Origin of the sequence: Novosphingobium sp. ZN18A2 (assembly GCF_036784765.1) — a bacterium.
GTDB lineage: Bacteria > Pseudomonadota > Alphaproteobacteria > Sphingomonadales > Sphingomonadaceae > Novosphingobium.
The window spans coordinates 2,606,205-2,622,253 of record NZ_CP136651.1 but is presented as its reverse complement, the minus strand read 5'-3'; the positions used below and the strand labels follow the sequence as shown (position 1 = coordinate 2,622,253).

Sequence of the window (16,049 nt, the reverse complement as noted above, 5' to 3'; positions counted from 1 at the left end):
CGGCCCGATGAACGATCTTCCCATTCATGACGTGCTGCCAGACCTGCTTGGCGCGCTGCGGAGGCGCTCAGGCGCGGTGCTCGTCGCGCCGCCGGGGGCAGGCAAGACCACGTCTGTCGCGCCCGCGCTGCTGGATCAGGACTGGTGCACCGGCACCGTGATCCTGCTTTCGCCGCGCCGCGTGGCGGCCGGCGCGGCGGCGGAACGCATGGCGGACCTGCTGGGCGAAACACCGGGAGAGACGATCGGCTACCTCACCCGGCTGGATACGAAACGGTCTGCCAGAACGCGCGTGCTGGTGATGACGGAGGCGATCTTCGTATCGACCATCCTCAACGATCCCGACCTGGCGAGTATCTCCGCCGTGCTGTTCGACGAAGCGCACGAACGCCACCTCGATTCGGACCTGGGCCTGGCGCTGGCGATAGAGGCGCAATCGGTGCTGCGCGAAGACCTGAGAATCGTGGTGATGAGCGCCACCATCGACGGTGCGCGCTTCGCGCGGCTTATGAATGACGCGCCGGTGATCGAAAGCGAGGGCAAGGCGTATCCGCTTGCGATCCGCTGGCTGGGCGCGTCGCCAACCTTGCGCACCGAAGAGGCGGTGGCGCAGGCGACCGGGCGCGCATGGCGGGAAGAGGAAGGTGACATACTTGCCTTCCTGCCGGGCGTCAGAGAGATTGAGCGGACACGCGAAATACTGGAACAGCGGCTGCCGCAGGCGCTTGTGCTGCCGTTACACGGGCAGGTCGATCCGGCGGGCCAGCGCGCCGCGATCCGGCGCGATCCGCAAGGCCGGCGACGCATCGTGCTGGCAACCGCGATAGCCGAAACCTCGCTGACGCTGGACGGCGTTTCGGTGGTGGTCGATGCGGGCCTTTCGCGCCGGGCGGAATTTGACAAGGCGGCGGGCGTTACGCGGCTTGTTACAACGCGCGCATCGCAGGCCGCCGCCGCGCAGCGCGCGGGCCGCGCGGCCCGGCAAGGGCCGGGCGTGGCCTATCGGTTGTGGGAAGAAGCCGCGCATCCCGGTCGCCCCGCTTTCGATCCGCCCGAAGTGCTGACCGCGGACCTTGCGCCACTGGCACTGACGCTGGCGCAATGGGGCAGCGACGATGCATCGGCGCTCGCATGGCTCGATCCGCCTCCGGCACCGGCAAAGGCGGCGGCGCGCGGGCAGCTTGCGGCGCTGGGCGCGCTAGATGGCGAGGGCAGGATCACCGCGCATGGCCGCGCGATGGCGCGCCTGCCGATGGAGCCGGCGCTTGCGCATATGCTGCTGTTCGCGGTGGAGCGGGGCGCCGCGGGCGAGGCTGCGAAACTGGCGCTGCTTTTGCAGGAACGCGGACTGGGCGGGCGCGGGGAAGACCTGGCGCGCCGGATGGACCGATGGCAGGGAGAGCGAGGCAGCCGCGCGGAATCCTCTCGCAAACTGGCCGCGCGCTGGGCCGGTCTGGCGGAAAAGTCGATTGCCTCCGGTCGCCATGAAACTGACGACGGGCGAACGCATGATGCGGGCGCGCCGCCGCTGGCTGTGCTTCTTGCCGAAGCGTTTCCGGACCGGATCGCGCGGGCGCGATCGGCTTCCGGCGAGGAATGGCATGCGGCGGGCGGGCGCGGTTACCGGCTCGACCCCGCATCGCCGCTGGCAGGCGCGAAGTGGCTGGTGATCGGCGATGCCCAGGGCACCGCCCAGGGCGCGCGGATCATGGCGGCGCTGGCGCTGGAGGAAGACGATATCGCGCGTTGGCTTTCGCATCGGCTGGATGAATGCCACGTGGTCAACTGGAATGAAGAGGCCGCGCGGGTCGAGGCGCGGCTGGAACGGCGGCTTGGCGCAATCGTGCTGGCCCGTGTGCCCGATCCCTCGCCTGACGCGTCGCAAGTCGAAGCCATGCTGATGGATCGCGTGCGGCGCGAAGGACTGGCTGCCTTGCCGCTGGGCGAGGGCGCGCAGGCACTGTTTGAACGGGCCAGCTATGCCGGGCTGGGTGCCCTTTCGGAAAAAGCCTTGCTGGATAGCCTGGACGAATGGTTGGCGCCGCTGCTGTCCGGGCGGCGCGATCTGGGAATCGGTGCGGGCAAACTGCACGACGCCCTGATGAACCGCCTGGACTGGAACGCGCGCCAACAACTCGACACGCTGGCCCCGGCGGAGTTCCGCTCTCCGGCGGGCACGGCGCACCGGATCGATTACGGGCACGAAGGCGGACCGGCGGTGGAACTGCGCGTGCAGGCATTGTTCGGGATGGACCGGCACCCGACGATCGGACAGCCCGCGCGCCCGCTTCTGCTCAGCCTTACCAGCCCGGCCGGTCGCCCGATCCAGACCACGGCGGACCTGCCCGCCTTCTGGCGCGGATCGTGGCGAGATGTGGCGAAGGACATGAAGGGCCGCTATCCCAAGCACCGCTGGCCGGACGAGCCCTGGCGTGAAGATCCCAGCCTGAAAACGAAGAACGCGTTCGAAGCGGGACGAAAATAGCGCATCCGCTCTTGATTCCCGCAGCGATTCGAAGCAATCGCGTGGGCCATGTCAGCACGCATCTACCAGCGCCCGAAGAATGCCATGCAGTCCGGCAAGGCCCGGACCAGCGACTGGCTGCTTGAATTCGAACCCGCGGAGGCCAAGCGCCCCGACCCGCTGATGGGCTGGGCCGGATCGGGCGACATGAAGCAGCAGGTCTTGCTGAAGTTCGGCAGCTGCGACGAAGCGAAGGCCTATGCCGATCGCTATGGCATCGAAGCGCATATCCAGCCCACGCCGCCGCGCCGGCTGAAGATCCAGGCTTACGCCGACAACTTCCGCTGATCGCGGGCGCGCCGGCGCCTGCCAGTTGCCGGATACTGTCCCTTGCCAAATACCGGATCGGCCGCCATATGGCGCGCCGGGAGTCGGTCGGGCGCTTGCGTCCGCCAACCTGGTCAGGTCCGGAAGGAAGCAGCCACAACGGGTTGCGGCGGGTCGGCCGGCTCCTTTTCGATGGTGCGCCCTCGACATCCGTCGAGTGCTTGCGGCACCAGCCCGCTCCCCCACCCGACCTCCCAATACTACTAGCGTAAGCTCGGGTGGGAGAGCGGGCCGGTGCCGTGTGCGTATCACCCGCTTATACCCGATAGCCTTCGACATTCGGGCAGTGAGTGACTACCTATCTGACCGATGGGCGATTCAGACGACATTTTTGGCGGTGGGCCGGAAGGCGAGGGCGAAACGCCGCGCCCCAGCGCGGCCGAGCTTGAGGCTGAAGGACAGGAATCGATGTTCGGCGCACCGGCAGATGCGCCGCCGCCGAATCCGTCACCGGTCGCCGCGCCCGAGCCGTCCGCACAAGCTGCGCCTTCACCGGAACCCGTCGCTGCCCCCGCCGAGCCCGCTGCCGCCGCGCCTGCGCAGCCTTACCGCGTGCTGGCGCGCAAGTACCGTCCGCAAACCTTTTCCCAGTTGATCGGGCAGGAAGCGATGGTCCAGACGCTGGCCAACGCGATCAGGCGCGACCGGCTGGCCCACGCTTTCCTGATGACCGGCGTTCGCGGGGTGGGCAAGACGTCGACCGCGCGGCTGATCGCCAAGGCGCTCAATTGCATTGGGCCGGATGGTGAAGGCGGCCCGACGATCGACCCGTGCGGCGTTTGCGAACCATGCCGCGCCATCGCCGAAGGCCGCCATATCGATGTGATCGAGATGGACGCGGCCTCGCACACCGGCGTCGACGACGTGCGCGAGATTATCGAGGCGGTGCGCTATGCCGCCGTTTCGGCGCGTTACAAGATCTACATCATCGACGAAGTCCACATGCTGTCGCGCAATGCGTTCAACGCCTTGCTGAAGACGCTTGAGGAACCGCCCGCGCACGTGAAGTTCCTGTTCGCGACGACGGAAGTGGAAAAGCTGCCGGTAACGGTGCTGTCTCGCTGCCAGCGTTTCGACTTGCGCCGCATCCCCACCGAAATGCTGCAACAGCACTTCGCCGGCGTATGCAAGGCCGAAGGGGTGGAGGCTGAGGAAGAGGCGCTGCGCATGGTTTCCGCCGCCGCCGAAGGCTCTGTGCGCGACGGTCTTTCGATCCTAGATCAGGCGATCAGCCACGCGGACATGTCGGGCGGCGGCATCGTGACCGCCGAACAGGTGCGCGACATGCTGGGCCTTGCCGACAAGGCAATGCAGCGCCGCGTGTTCGAAGCCCTGCTGGGGGGCGACGGCGGCGCTCTGCTTGACGAGATCGGCCAGCAATATGCGCTGGGGGTGGAGCCGCTGGCACTGATGCGCGCGCAACTCGATCTGGTGCACCGTATCACGGTGGCGCAGATCGGCGGCAGCGGAGCCGATGCGAAATCCGCGGAGGAGCGCGATGCGCTTGACGGCTGGTCGCGCGATCTTTCGGCCGCGCAATTGCACCGCCTGTGGCAATTGCTGCTGAAAGGGCACGACGAGGTGAAGGGCGCCCCCGATCCGCTGCCTGCCGCGCAGATGGCGCTGTTGCGCGTGATGCACGCGTCCGACATGCCCGACCCCGGCCAGTTGGTGAAGCGGATAGAGGAAATCGCCGCACGCGCACCCGCCGCGCCCGCCGGCGATGCACAGGGCGGCGGTGCCGCGCCTGCGCAACCGTCCGCCCCGGCCCCGGCGGCGGTGGACTGGCAGGCGCTGATCGGGCGGGTGGAACACACCGGGCTGCTGCGGGTCTCGCAGATCATGCACGACTGGGTGCGTATCGTCGAACTCGGCGAGGGTATCTTGCGCTACCAGCTTGCCCCTGGCTTTTCCGAAGACGTCGCGCCCGAGCTGCGCGATGCGCTGCTGCGCGCGACGGGCACGCGCTGGCAGGTTGAGCATTCCGCCGGCAATGCGCAGCCCAGCCTGCGCGAGCGCGAGGAGGCGGAGAAGCAGTCCGCCCACGCGGCCATGCTGGCCGATCCGCTTGTAAAGGCGGCTTTCGAGGCTTTTCCCGATGCGGAACTGGTCGATGAAGGCCGTCCCGACGACAACACGGTAACTCCCTGGAGCCGACGCGCATGAAATCGATGGAAGAAATGATCCAGGCGGCACAGCAGGCCGCACAGACGATCCAGAAGCAGATGGAAGAGGCGCAGGGCCGCCTTGACCAGATCGAGGTGGAAGGCGTCGCCGGTGGCGGCATGGTGAAAATCCGCGCCACAGCGAAAGGCCGGGTGGTCGGCGTGTCGATTGACGACAGCCTGATGCAGCCATCCGAAAAGCAGATGCTGGAAGACCTGGTGGCCGCCGCGTTCAACGATGCGCGCGGCAAGGCCGATGCCGCATCGGCGGAGGAAATGGAGAAGGTGCAATCCGCGGCCGGTATCCCGCCGGGCTTCAAGATGCCGTTCTGATAGCGGGCACGATACAAGATACGGGGACGGGCAGGAGGTTGATGCAATGATCGAATTCGCACCCGTTCACGATGTTCCCGGCGCGGGGAATGCCCCCGATCCCGGCCATGAATACCGCGTGGTCGTGTCTGTTTCGCAGCCCGGTTCGGGCGGACAGCCGCCGGCCGGGCTGGTCAAAGCCGCGCGCCTTTGCAACCTGCTGGAAAAGCACGGCGCGACGGACGGAAACCACATCGTGGCGATCGTGCATGGCGCGGCGGTCCCGTCGGTCATATCGGGCGATGCGGCCTGCGCGCAGTTGCAGGTCGAGGCGTTGCGCGCCGCCGGTATCATGGTTGCGGTATGCAGCCAGGCGCTGGCGGGGCAGGGCTTCAAGCCCGCGCAACTGCTTGATGGTGTGCGGATTGACGTTTCAGCGTTGACGACGCTCGCGACGCTTCAGATCGAAGGATACGCGCTGATCGTCGAATAGGCCGCGTTGCACTGGACCGGATTATCCGCCCCAACCCGCCGGTTCGGGACGATCGCGCGCCCGCTTTCCATTTGTTTACCGCATCCATTCGATAAGGCGTCCTGCGGCGCCTTTGCACAGTCTGTCCGCGTCCCGCCATTGCGGAGGCGGGTGGGTAGCCCCATATTCGGGAAAAGGATTCCCGCCGGGCGCGGTTTGCCCGCTGCCCTGCGGACCAAGGAATGGATGATATGCAACTCTACCCACTGCTTCCTTTGCGCGACATTGTGGTCTTTCCCGGCCGCGTCGTGCCGCTGTTCGTCGGACGCGCCAAGTCGGTCGCGGCGCTTGAGGCCGCGATGGCCGCCGACAAGGAAATATTCCTGCTCGCCCAGCTCGATCCGGGCTGCGACGATCCGGAGCGTGACGACCTTTACGACATGGGTGTGGTCGCCACCGTTCTCCAGCTTCTCAAGCTGCCGGACGGCACGGTGCGCGTGCTGGTGGAAGGACAGCGCCGCGCGCGCCTTGCCGATCTTCGCCCCGAAGGCGACCTGGTTGTCGCCGGCGTGGAGCCGGTTGAGGAAAGCGCGCCGGCCGGTGCCGAGCTTGAAGCGACGATGCGCCAGGTGGTCGAACAGTTCGGCGAATACGCCAAGCTTTCCAAGAAGCTGCCGCAGGACATCGACGAGCAGCTTGGCGATATAGAGGACGCGGGCGAACTGGCCGACACGGTTGCCGCCAGCCTTGCCGCCAAGGTTTCCGAAAAGCAGGCCGCGCTGACCGAGACGGACCATCTCAAGCGGCTTGAGATGGTGCTTTCCTTCATGGAAGGAGAGCTTGGCGTGCTGCAGGTGGAGCGCAAGATCCGCGGCCGCGTGAAGCGGCAGATGGAAAAGACCCAGCGCGAATATTACCTCAACGAACAGTTGAAGGCGATCCAGAACGAGCTGGGCGGCGGCGATGGCGACGAAGCCAACGAACTGCAGGAATTGCAGGAAAAGATCGAGAAGCTGAAGCTTTCGAAGGAAGCGCGCGCCAAGGCCAATACAGAGCTGAAGAAGCTCAAGTCGATGCAGCCGATGAGCGCGGAGGCAACCGTCATCCGCAACTACCTCGACGTGCTGCTGGGCCTGCCGTGGGGCAAGAAGTCCAAGCTGAAGAGGGACATCGGCAAGGCGCAGGAAGTGCTGGATGCCGATCACTATGCGCTCGACAAGGTGAAGGACCGCATCGTCGAATATCTGGCCGTGCAGGCGCGCACCAACAAGCTGAAGGGGCCGATCCTGTGCCTCGTCGGCCCTCCGGGCGTGGGCAAGACCAGCCTTGGCAAGTCCATCGCCAACGCGACCGGGCGCCAGTTCGTGCGCCAATCGCTGGGCGGCGTGCGCGACGAGGCCGAGATTCGCGGCCACCGCCGCACCTATATCGGTTCTTTGCCGGGCAAGATCGTGACCAACCTGAAGAAGGCAGGCACGATGAACCCGCTGTTCCTGCTGGACGAGATCGACAAGCTGGGACAGGACTTCCGCGGCGATCCCGCTTCGGCGCTTCTGGAAGTGCTCGACCCCGAACAGAACGCGAAGTTTCAGGACCATTACCTGGAACTGGACATGGACCTGTCCGACGTGATGTTCGTGTGCACGGCGAACAGCCTGAACCTGCCGCAGCCATTGCTCGACCGGATGGAGATCATCCGGCTGGAAGGCTATACTGAAGACGAGAAGGTAGAGATCGCGCAGCGCCACCTGGTGGACAAGCAGGTGAAGGCGCACGGCCTGAAGAAGGGCGAATTCGAACTGACCGAAGCGGGCCTTCGCGACCTGATCCGCTATTACACCCGCGAAGCCGGCGTCCGCACGCTTGAACGGGAAATCGCGCGGCTGGCCCGCAAGGTGCTGCGCGCGATCCTGGAAAAGAAGGTGGAAAGCGTCACCATCACGCCGGAAAACCTTGGCGATTACGCCGGGGTGCGCCGCTTCCGCCACGGTGTGGGGGAAGAGGAAAACCAGGTCGGCGCCGTTACCGGCCTTGCCTGGACCGAAGTGGGCGGCGAACTGCTGACGATCGAAAGCGTGACCGTGCCCGGCAAGGGCGGGATCAAGACGACCGGCAAGCTGGGCGAAGTGATGACCGAAAGCGTGCAGGCTGCCTTCAGCTTCGTGAAGGCGCGGGCGCCCGCCTATGGCATCAAGCCCTCGATCTTCCAGCGCAAGGACATCCATATCCACCTGCCCGAAGGTGCGGTGCCCAAGGACGGGCCGAGCGCGGGCATCGGCATGGTAACGTCCATCGTCTCAACGCTGTCGGGCATTCCGGTGCGTGCCGACGTGGCGATGACCGGCGAGGTTACGCTGCGCGGGCGCGTGTTGCCGATCGGCGGGTTGAAGGAAAAGCTGCTGGCGGCGCTGCGCGGGGGCATCAAGACGGTGCTGATCCCCGAAGAGAACCGCAAGGACCTGGTCGAGATTCCCGAGAACATCCGCGAAGGGCTGGAGATCGTTCCGGTCAGCCATGTGGACGAGGTGCTGGCGCGCGCGCTGGCCGCGCCGATCGAACCGATCGAGTGGACCGAGGCGGACGACCTTGCCAGCCAGCCGGCCCCGCATGTCGGGCCGGGAGCGCCTTCGCCCACCGCGCATTGATCGTCCGTCCGCGCGGGACAGGGTGAATTTCGGATTCACCCTGTTTGGTTGCAAGCGCAAGGAAACCCGCGAATCGGAGGGCTGTGCTGCAATTTTTTTGCGCGCGGTCCCCGGTTCGTCGTGAATTGAGCCGGAATCGGGGATAAATCCCCGATTTGCGCCATTTTTGCCTTTGACAGCCCATGCGAAACCCGCTCTCTTCCCGCGCACCCGAAAGGCGATTCAAAACGCAAGTCAGTTCCCAAAAAAAGGTAGGGGGTTCAGCAAATGAACAAGAACGATCTTATCGGCGCGGTCGCGGATTCGAGCGGCCTGTCCAAGGGTGACGCCACCAAGGCAGTCGAAGGCGTCTTCGAGGCGATTACCTCGGCGCTCGGCAAGGGCGATGAAGTCCGCCTGGTCGGCTTCGGCACCTTCTCGGTCGCGAAGCGCAAGGCTTCGACCGGCCGCAACCCGCGCACCGGCGAGCCGATGTCGATCAAGGCTTCGTCGCAGCCGAAGTTCAAGGCCGGCAAGGGCCTGAAGGACGCCGTCAACTAAGACAGCGTCTTTCGCGGCGGCGCATCGGGTGCGCCGCGCGCAATGAAACAGGAAAGGCCGCCTTCGCCGTGTGACGAAGGCGGCCTTTTTGTATCCGGCGCTCGATGGGGCCGGTTTTTTGGCGTGGGCTGGCGCTGGCTGTGGATCAGTCGCCCAGCCGGATCAGCGCGGTCGGCGGCGCGGTGGTGTGCGCGTTGATCGTCCAGCCCAGTTTCCGGCCACCGGTTACGGCTTGCGGCCCTTCTTCCGTATTGTTGGCAAGTATTTGCCCGTCGGTCACGATATCGAACGTGCCGTCCATTTCGGGCATGGAAACGTCCGGACCGCCGGCATCGGCCATCGCGCCATCAGCATTATCGCCGTTCGTAGCCTCATCCGCTCCGGCATCGTCCTTGGCGGCGTTCTTCGCGGCCTTGTTCTTTGCCGAAGCGAGCATCATCGCCATGAACGGCCCGCCTCCGGCCGATGGCGAGAACGCAGGCGTTTCGACGCGGACCGTGCCGTCAGCATGGCGATAGACCGCAACGAACGGCGTCACCATCGGCATCTGCTCGATCGAGGGGAAGGTGAAATCATGGTCGAGCCGGCCGGAGATCGCATAATCGACCTCGAACACGCCGTGCCCCTTGTCGGTCACTTGCCGGAAACCGGCCTGCTTGCGCAGCTTTTCCGCGAAAACGGCCGATGCCTTGGGGTCGCCGGGATCCATGCCTCCCAGCATGGCGTCCATCATCGCCTTCTCTTCAGCGTCCTTCTTGCTTGATGCCTTGCCGTCTTCCTTCTTCTTGGCCTGCTCGGCAATGTCGCTGAGGGCGAGCATCGTGATCTCGCCCCGGTAGCTGAACGAGAACGTTCCGTCCTTCCGCAGGTCCAGCCCGGACGTGAACTTGCCCGGCATCAGCAGGCATCCTGCCAGCAGCAGGGCAAGCCCCGCCGTCACCGCGATCGTGGCAATCCGCTTCATCGTTGTCCCCCCTTGCCGGTCGCCGAAGCGGCCGCGCGCTATTCCCCCGTTTCGCGCACCGCGGCCGCATAGAGAGCGATGGCCGCGGCGTTCGATACGTTCAGGCTTTCTATCGCAGATTCGATCGGAAGTCGCGCAATGGCGTCACAATGCTGGCCCACGTTGTGCCGCAGACCCTCTCCCTCGGCGCCGAGCACAAGCGCGACGGGGCCGGCGGGAAGGGCGGAGGGGAACACGGCCAGCCCTTCGCCGTCCAGTCCGATGCGCCAGTACCCTGCCTCGGAAATCTTCTCCAGCGCGCGGGCGAGGTTCACCACGCGAACCCACGGCACCACTTCCAGCGCGCCCGACGCCGACTTGGCGAGAACACCCGATTCGGGCGGGGCATGGCGGTCCTGCGTGATCAGCGCCGCCGCGCCGAAGGCCGCGCAGGATCGCAGGATCGCGCCGACGTTGTGCGGGTCCGTCACCTGGTCGAGCAGCACCAGAACGCGGCCATCGGCTTCATCCAGCACGTCATCGAGCGAAAGTTCGGGCAGGGGCATCACGTCCAGAACCAGGCCCTGATGCGGTGCATCGCGCGCGACAAGGCGGCCAAGGTCCGCGCCCTGTGCGTATTCCACCGGCAGCGCAGGTGGCAGTTCCGCGTCGTTATCGTCCAGCAATTGCTGGATCGCCTCGCGCGTGCCCCACAGCTTTTTCGCGTCGCGGTTGGGGTTGGTCAGCGCCGCCTCCACCGCGTGACGGCCCCACAGGCGCACCGCGCCGCCCGTGCCGCGTCCGCCCGATCCGCGTCCGTGCTGGTTGCGCCCGGCGCGCCCGCGCAGTGCGCGTCCCTTCTTCTCACCGTCCCGGCCCGCCATGTGGCTTACCCTTTCCTGTCATCGAGTCGCGATATCGAGTCCGGGCTCCACCGATGGCGCCACGGCAATCTTTCGCGCGCCTCCTGCCAGCCACCCCATTGACAGGCAAGCGATGCTTCGCCAAAGGGGCCGCCTCTCGGCCGGATGGCCCCTTTCGGGGGCTGCGATTTCAGGGCCCAGCCCTCGCACCGGCAATCTGGTGTGGACAGGTGGCCGAGTGGTTAAAGGCAGCAGACTGTAAATCTGCCCGCGCAAGCGTACGGTGGTTCGAATCCACCCCTGTCCACCACCGCCGCCCTCGCTGAGAATCGCTGAAAGCCATAGAAATCCGGTGAATCCCCGCCTATATTCGCCGTGCAGGCTCGCCTGTGCCCGCACTATTCTGCCTGCTGTCGAGGCGAGGTGTGGGAGAAGTGTGGGGGGCGATTGGCTTTCCCCCACACTGTCGACCCCAAGAATCGGCAGAGAAAGTGTGGGGGTATGGCATGGGTAAGCTAACAGCGGTTGCAGTGAAGGCGGCTCTTGCGAATCCCGGCAGCTATCAGGACGGTGACGGGCTGTTCCTAAAAGTGGACAAGCGCGGCGGCGCGTCATGGACGGTGCGAATCCAACGCGATGGCAAGCGCCAGGACATCGGGCTAGGCTCTGCTCGCATGCTGACGCTGGCGGAAGCTCGCGATAAAGCCGGAGAGATTCGCAAGGCGGTCAAGGTGCAGCGCCGCGATGTGCTGGCCGAGAAGAAGGACGAGGCCGCCGCCAAGGTGACATTTCGTGAGGCAGCATGCCAGTATCACGCGGAGAACAAGTCCGGCTGGAAGAGCGCAATCTACGCTCGCCAGTGGCTTGCCAGTCTGGAGAATTACGCCTTCGCCAAGCTGGGCAATGTGCCCACGGGAGGCATCACAGCGGCTGACATCATCACGGTTTTAACGCCGATCTGGCAGGAAATTCCAGAAACTGCCCGGCAGGTGCGCAATCGAATTTGCGCAGTGCTGGACTACGCCCATGCGAAGGGCTGGCGCTCAACTGAAGCGCCTTCGGGCAATGGCAGCTTGAAGGCTGGGCGTGGTCTCCCTCGACAAGTGAAGGAGCGGGAGAATCGCAAAGCAATGCCCTATGTCGCTGTGCCGGGCTTTCTCACAGCCTTGCGTCGCAGACCCTCATACGGACGACTGGCACTTGAGTTGCTCGTTCTGACGGGGGTGCGCAGCCAAGAGGTGCGGCTGGCGACTTGGGATGAGTTTGACCTCGAAGCGCGACTGTGGACTATTCCCGCCGCTCACATGAAGCGGAAGAAGGCGCACATGGTCCCATTGTCCGACGCGGCGTTGGCTGTGTTGGCGAAGGCAGCCGCCTTGAAGCTTGAGGGGGCGGACGTGGTTTTTCCCGGTGCGGGTGGCGATCCCATGTCAGACATGACGCTGCTCAAGGTGCTCCGCGACATGAGCGAGCCTTACCATGTGCACGGGTTCCGCTCATCGCTTACGGACTGGGCTGCCAACGAAGGTTATCCTGACGCTGTGGTTGAAGCTGTGCTTGCTCATAAGACCCCCGACGCGGTGCAAGCCGCCTATCGCCGGACTACCTACCTCGGCACTCCCGGCCAGCCGGGGCAGCGCGTGAAGCTTATGGCGGACTGGGGGGGCTACTGCGTCGGCGGAGTTTCTGGCAGCGGTAAGGTCGTGCCGATCAGCAAGGCTGGGTGCGGCAAATGAGCGGCCCAGCAACTTGCTCGCTTTCGGAAGCGATTACCGCGTTGGCATTCAGCGATCCGACGCCCGCAGCGATGATATCAGATGCTTTAAACACTCAGCGCTGGGGCGGCTCGACCATCGCTCTGAAAAAGTTACATGAAGCCGTGAATATCCATTGCGACGCGGGCTACAAGGGTGAAGTAAGGATTTGGGGAAGGCCAATTACGCAATCGACGGGCTTGGATCCGCTCCTAGGAGCGCCGAGGCGATTAACTGATGCCGAATGCCTTCATAATCGTCTGTTCGCACATCTCCGTGACGCATTGCGGCCCGGCCACTGCAGCGGCGATGAGTTTGATGTCACCTTTAAGGCGGAGGCCATTGACGGTGGCTTTGATGAGGTCAGCGTTGATCGCGATGACTTGGACAAGCTTCGCGCAGCGTCCAGTCGCGCTACCAGCAAGGCGGAGCGTGAATGTGAAGTGTGGCTGGTCGAGCAATTCGCTGCCGATTCTTCAAGGAATAGAAGGAAGCCGTCATTCGCTGCCCAGGCGAAAGAGCATTTCGGCACGCGGCTCTCCGCAAGAGGGTTTGCCCGAGCGTGGGCTACGGTGGCCCCAAGGTATGGGCGCGACAAGTCTGGGCGTCCAAAATCCAATCAGAACACCATGTAAATCGTGACGCCTATTTAGGCACTCATGTCTCCACCACCATTCCGCGATGCCGTGCAATTCCGCGCGGACTTTAGCGGAGTATACTGAAGTGGAAGCTATCCTTTGTAGCCAAGCCGACGCCAGAGAGATGCTGGCCATCGGCCAGACCAAGCTGGGGGAACTGATAGCCCAGGGCGAACTTGAAACCGTCCGCATCGGCGCGCGCCGACTGGTGAAGATCGCCAGTGTCCGACGACTTGCAGGCGTCGACCCCGAGCAAGGGGGAGTGGTGCGATGAGCAACTTAGGGCTTCAAGCTGCGGCACACCTCACAGCATTCCTAAAACAACCGGCCATCGAGAGCGTGATGAAACGCTACGAGGGTTGGGCGCGGTCTTCAGACGGATTGATGATCCAACTGCAGTTGTCGTTTCTAGCCTACGCTAAAGTGGGCGGGCGCATCTCTAGAGACGGATATCGGGCAGAGGTGAGCAGTCTCGCTAACCAAGCCAATATTCCCTTGTCCGACTTCCGCATCATCGCGGAGTGCTCGCTAGAGTTCGCGCGGTGGGGCCTCATCGGGAGCGGGCAAATACCCGCTCAGGACGGTTCAGTATGAGTGGTGCCCGTCGAATCCCACATCCGGTCCCGCAAGCGATACCCGATCTGCTCAAGGCGGAGCGCCGGTGGGTGGCTTGGAAGGCAGGTCCGCCGAAGCCAAGTGGCAAGTTCGATAAGTTACCTGTTGACCCCCTTGGCGGTCACAGAATCAACGCGCTCGACCCAGTGAACTGGCTACCGTTCGATACTGCACTTGCAGCACATCAGCGTGGCGCAGCCTCGGGCATCGGCATCGTTCTCAGCGACCAGCACCCGATCAACGTTGACGGCTTTGACTACTACGCCGTCGCGATCGACCTCGACACCTGCGCAAACGAAATGGCGAGCCACCACACCATGTGGCGGCAGCTTGGGATGCCATATGTAGAGGTCTCACCCAGCGGCAAGGGGCTGAGGATGCTCGGACTGTCACGCGTTGCTCTTCAGGGTGGGAACGCTGGCGATGGGAGGGAATTGTACTACGCGAAGCGCTTCGTCACCGTCACCGGGCACGGTGCGCGAGGCAAGCTCTGCGACTTCACTGAAGGGGTTGTCGATCTAACACGGAAGTGGTTTCCGTCCCGCTCGGCAAAGCAATCCACCATCTTGCAACCTCAGGTGCCGCCAAAGCTGCCGGAGACAAAGGCAACCGTCAGCGATGCACTTTCAATGCTCGACGCGGTTTCACCTGACTGTGACTACGAGACCTGGCGTAACATCATCTGGTCGCTGGCTTCGACTGGCTGGGCTAACGCGAGGCTGATTGCCCACAAGTGGAGCCGCAAGGCACTTCACCGATACGATGCCGACATTCTCGACAACCTGTTCGACGTCTTCGACGCGAGCAAAGGCATCACGCTTCGCACCTTGGGACATCACGCTCGCTCAAATGGCTGGTCGGGAGACATGCCAGCCCCATCGCCTCCTGTAGAGACGCCGCAGCCATACCTCATGACTGCCGACCAACTACGGCAGATACCAGCAACACCCTATCTCGTTCGCGGAGTGCTGCCGGCACACGGGCTGGCTGCAATTTATGGGGAGTCGGGGTCCGGCAAGTCCTTTCTAGCCCTCGACCTTGCCCGGGCCATTGCTGCTGGAGAATCCAACTGGTTTGACTGCCGTGTGAAGCAGAGGCCTGTCGTCTATGTCGCACTTGAAGGGCAAGGTGGGCTTTGCAAGCGTGTCACCGCACTAGCAAAGCACGCCAAGGCCCCCTGTTCTGATCAACTGCGATTTTCCTGCGGTGATCTGCAACTGCTGACCGGGGACGGTATCGACCGGCTGGCTGACGGGATTTCCAAGAGCCTAGGAACCGGCGCTGTAGTTATCATTGATACTCTCAACCAAGCCGCGCCGGGTGCGGACGAGAATGCATCGCAAGATATGGGCCGCATAATCGCCAACGCTAAACGCATAGCATTCCAGACTGGCGGCTTGGTTGTGCTTGTCCACCATGCAGGCAAGGATCGCTCACGCGGCTTGCGAGGGCATTCCTCGCTGTTCGCCGCAATGGATGCGGTCATTGAAGTGAACAAGACCACTGTGGGACGCCAGTGGACAGTCACCAAGGCGAAGGACGACCGTGCAGACCAGACATTCGACTTCGACCTTGTCAGCTATGAGGTGGGGCAGGACGAGGACGGCGAGCCATTGACGAGTTGCGCCGTCCGGCAAACGCTGCATGTGAAGGCCAAACGCAAGACAACCGGTAGAAACCAGAAGGCAGTGGTGGCAGCGTTGCGCAGCCGCCTTCAGAAGCCCGGTGAGACCATGATCTACACAGAGGCGCTCGGCGTCGGCGCGGCGGCCCTCTCCTGTAGCAAGCCGAACGACCGCGCCAAAGAAGCTGTCGACAGCCTCCTACGCGGCGGGCACCTGCGACTGACTGAGGGGGGTATTTGCCTTACTTGACCACCCAGAAGTCCACCCGAACCCGAACCCCTAAGGGGGATTCGGGTTTTCGGGGATGTGGACTGCACCCGAAACGGGTCCGTTTCGGGTTTTCGGAAGACCGGGTGCAGACTAACCACCAGCGAGATTTTCGATGCCAAGCGCTTACGTAGCCACCTTAAACAAGGAAATCGAAGCGCAGCATGCTGCCTCACCGCCTGCCAAGCCCGACCTGCGTCAGCGGTTCATGGACTGGTACGGCGGCTTGCCGGAAGTCAGTCGCCACCGCCCGTTCGCCATGGCCGAGATGGAGCAGGCACTGAACACACAAGGCAAATATCTCAGTCCGATCCTGTTGGCCCGAGGGTGGGTACGACGTCGCAGATGGTCGAGCCGAG

At 64.1% G+C, this 16,049-nt stretch carries 13 protein-coding genes, 1 tRNA gene and 1 other RNA gene; 13 read left to right on the top strand and 2 right to left on the bottom strand.

Features of this window, described 5'->3' with window-relative positions; all coding sequences use genetic code 11:
• Window positions 1-7: 7 nt before the first annotated feature.
• From hrpB to RXV95_RS12505, 8 genes are all read left to right on the top strand, one after another.
• Complete coding sequence (gene hrpB, locus RXV95_RS12540) at window positions 8-2,485, top strand: ATP-dependent helicase HrpB (RefSeq protein WP_338468561.1); 2,478 nt, start codon at window positions 8-10, stop codon at window positions 2,483-2,485.
• Between the two features lie 48 nt (window positions 2,486-2,533).
• Entirely contained in the window at window positions 2,534-2,812 is a 279-nt protein-coding gene (locus RXV95_RS12535; protein ID WP_338466378.1) for an ETC complex I subunit, read from the top strand.
• 75 nt (window positions 2,813-2,887) lie between these two features.
• Window positions 2,888-2,984: signal recognition particle sRNA small type (gene ffs, locus RXV95_RS12530), an RNA gene on the top strand.
• Between the two features lie 176 nt (window positions 2,985-3,160).
• Window positions 3,161-5,017 (top strand): DNA polymerase III subunit gamma/tau, encoded by a 1,857-nt coding sequence (locus RXV95_RS12525; protein WP_338466377.1) that lies wholly within the window; start codon window positions 3,161-3,163, stop codon window positions 5,015-5,017.
• Entirely contained in the window at window positions 5,014-5,349 is a 336-nt protein-coding gene (locus RXV95_RS12520) for a YbaB/EbfC family nucleoid-associated protein (RefSeq protein ID WP_338466376.1), read from the top strand. The genes RXV95_RS12525 and RXV95_RS12520 overlap by 4 nt, the downstream gene beginning before the upstream one ends.
• A 46-nt stretch (window positions 5,350-5,395) precedes the next feature.
• Window positions 5,396-5,821, top strand: coding sequence for a DsrE family protein (locus tag RXV95_RS12515; protein ID WP_338466375.1), 426 nt, complete (start codon window positions 5,396-5,398; stop codon window positions 5,819-5,821).
• Window positions 5,822-6,051: 230 nt separating this feature from the next.
• Window positions 6,052-8,445 carry an endopeptidase La gene (lon, locus tag RXV95_RS12510; protein ID WP_338466374.1) on the top strand — a complete coding sequence of 798 codons (2,394 nt, stop codon included), beginning with the start codon at window positions 6,052-6,054 and terminating at the stop codon, window positions 8,443-8,445.
• Between the two features lie 267 nt (window positions 8,446-8,712).
• Window positions 8,713-8,985: an HU family DNA-binding protein gene (locus RXV95_RS12505; protein WP_338466373.1), complete on the top strand. Its 273-nt coding sequence runs from the start codon at window positions 8,713-8,715 to the stop codon at window positions 8,983-8,985.
• Window positions 8,986-9,130: 145 nt separating this feature from the next.
• On the opposite strand, the gene RXV95_RS12500 is transcribed toward RXV95_RS12505, so the two are convergent.
• Complete coding sequence (locus tag RXV95_RS12500; protein WP_338466372.1) at window positions 9,131-9,949, bottom strand: hypothetical protein; 819 nt, start codon at window positions 9,947-9,949, stop codon at window positions 9,131-9,133.
• 38 nt (window positions 9,950-9,987) lie between these two features.
• Entirely contained in the window at window positions 9,988-10,812 is an 825-nt protein-coding gene (rlmB, locus tag RXV95_RS12495; RefSeq protein WP_338466370.1) for a 23S rRNA (guanosine(2251)-2'-O)-methyltransferase RlmB, read from the bottom strand.
• A gap of 203 nt (window positions 10,813-11,015) precedes the next feature.
• Here rlmB and RXV95_RS12490 point away from each other — a divergent pair.
• From RXV95_RS12490 to RXV95_RS12470, 5 genes are all read left to right on the top strand, one after another.
• Window positions 11,016-11,101 (top strand) — tRNA-Tyr (locus RXV95_RS12490).
• Window positions 11,102-11,297: 196 nt separating this feature from the next.
• A complete protein-coding gene (locus tag RXV95_RS12485) occupies window positions 11,298-12,527 on the top strand; it encodes a tyrosine-type recombinase/integrase (RefSeq protein WP_338466369.1) in 1,230 nt (409 codons plus the stop codon).
• Window positions 12,524-13,180, top strand: coding sequence for a hypothetical protein (locus RXV95_RS12480; RefSeq protein ID WP_338466368.1), 657 nt, complete (start codon window positions 12,524-12,526; stop codon window positions 13,178-13,180). Before RXV95_RS12485 ends, RXV95_RS12480 begins: the two co-directional genes overlap by 4 nt.
• Window positions 13,181-13,268: 88 nt before the next feature.
• On the top strand, window positions 13,269-13,457 hold the full coding sequence (locus RXV95_RS12475) for a DNA-binding protein (RefSeq protein ID WP_338466367.1): 189 nt from the start codon (window positions 13,269-13,271) through the stop codon (window positions 13,455-13,457).
• 316 nt (window positions 13,458-13,773) lie between these two features.
• A complete protein-coding gene (locus RXV95_RS12470) occupies window positions 13,774-15,672 on the top strand; it encodes an AAA family ATPase (RefSeq protein ID WP_338466366.1) in 1,899 nt (632 codons plus the stop codon).
• Window positions 15,673-16,049: the final 377 nt, after the last annotated feature.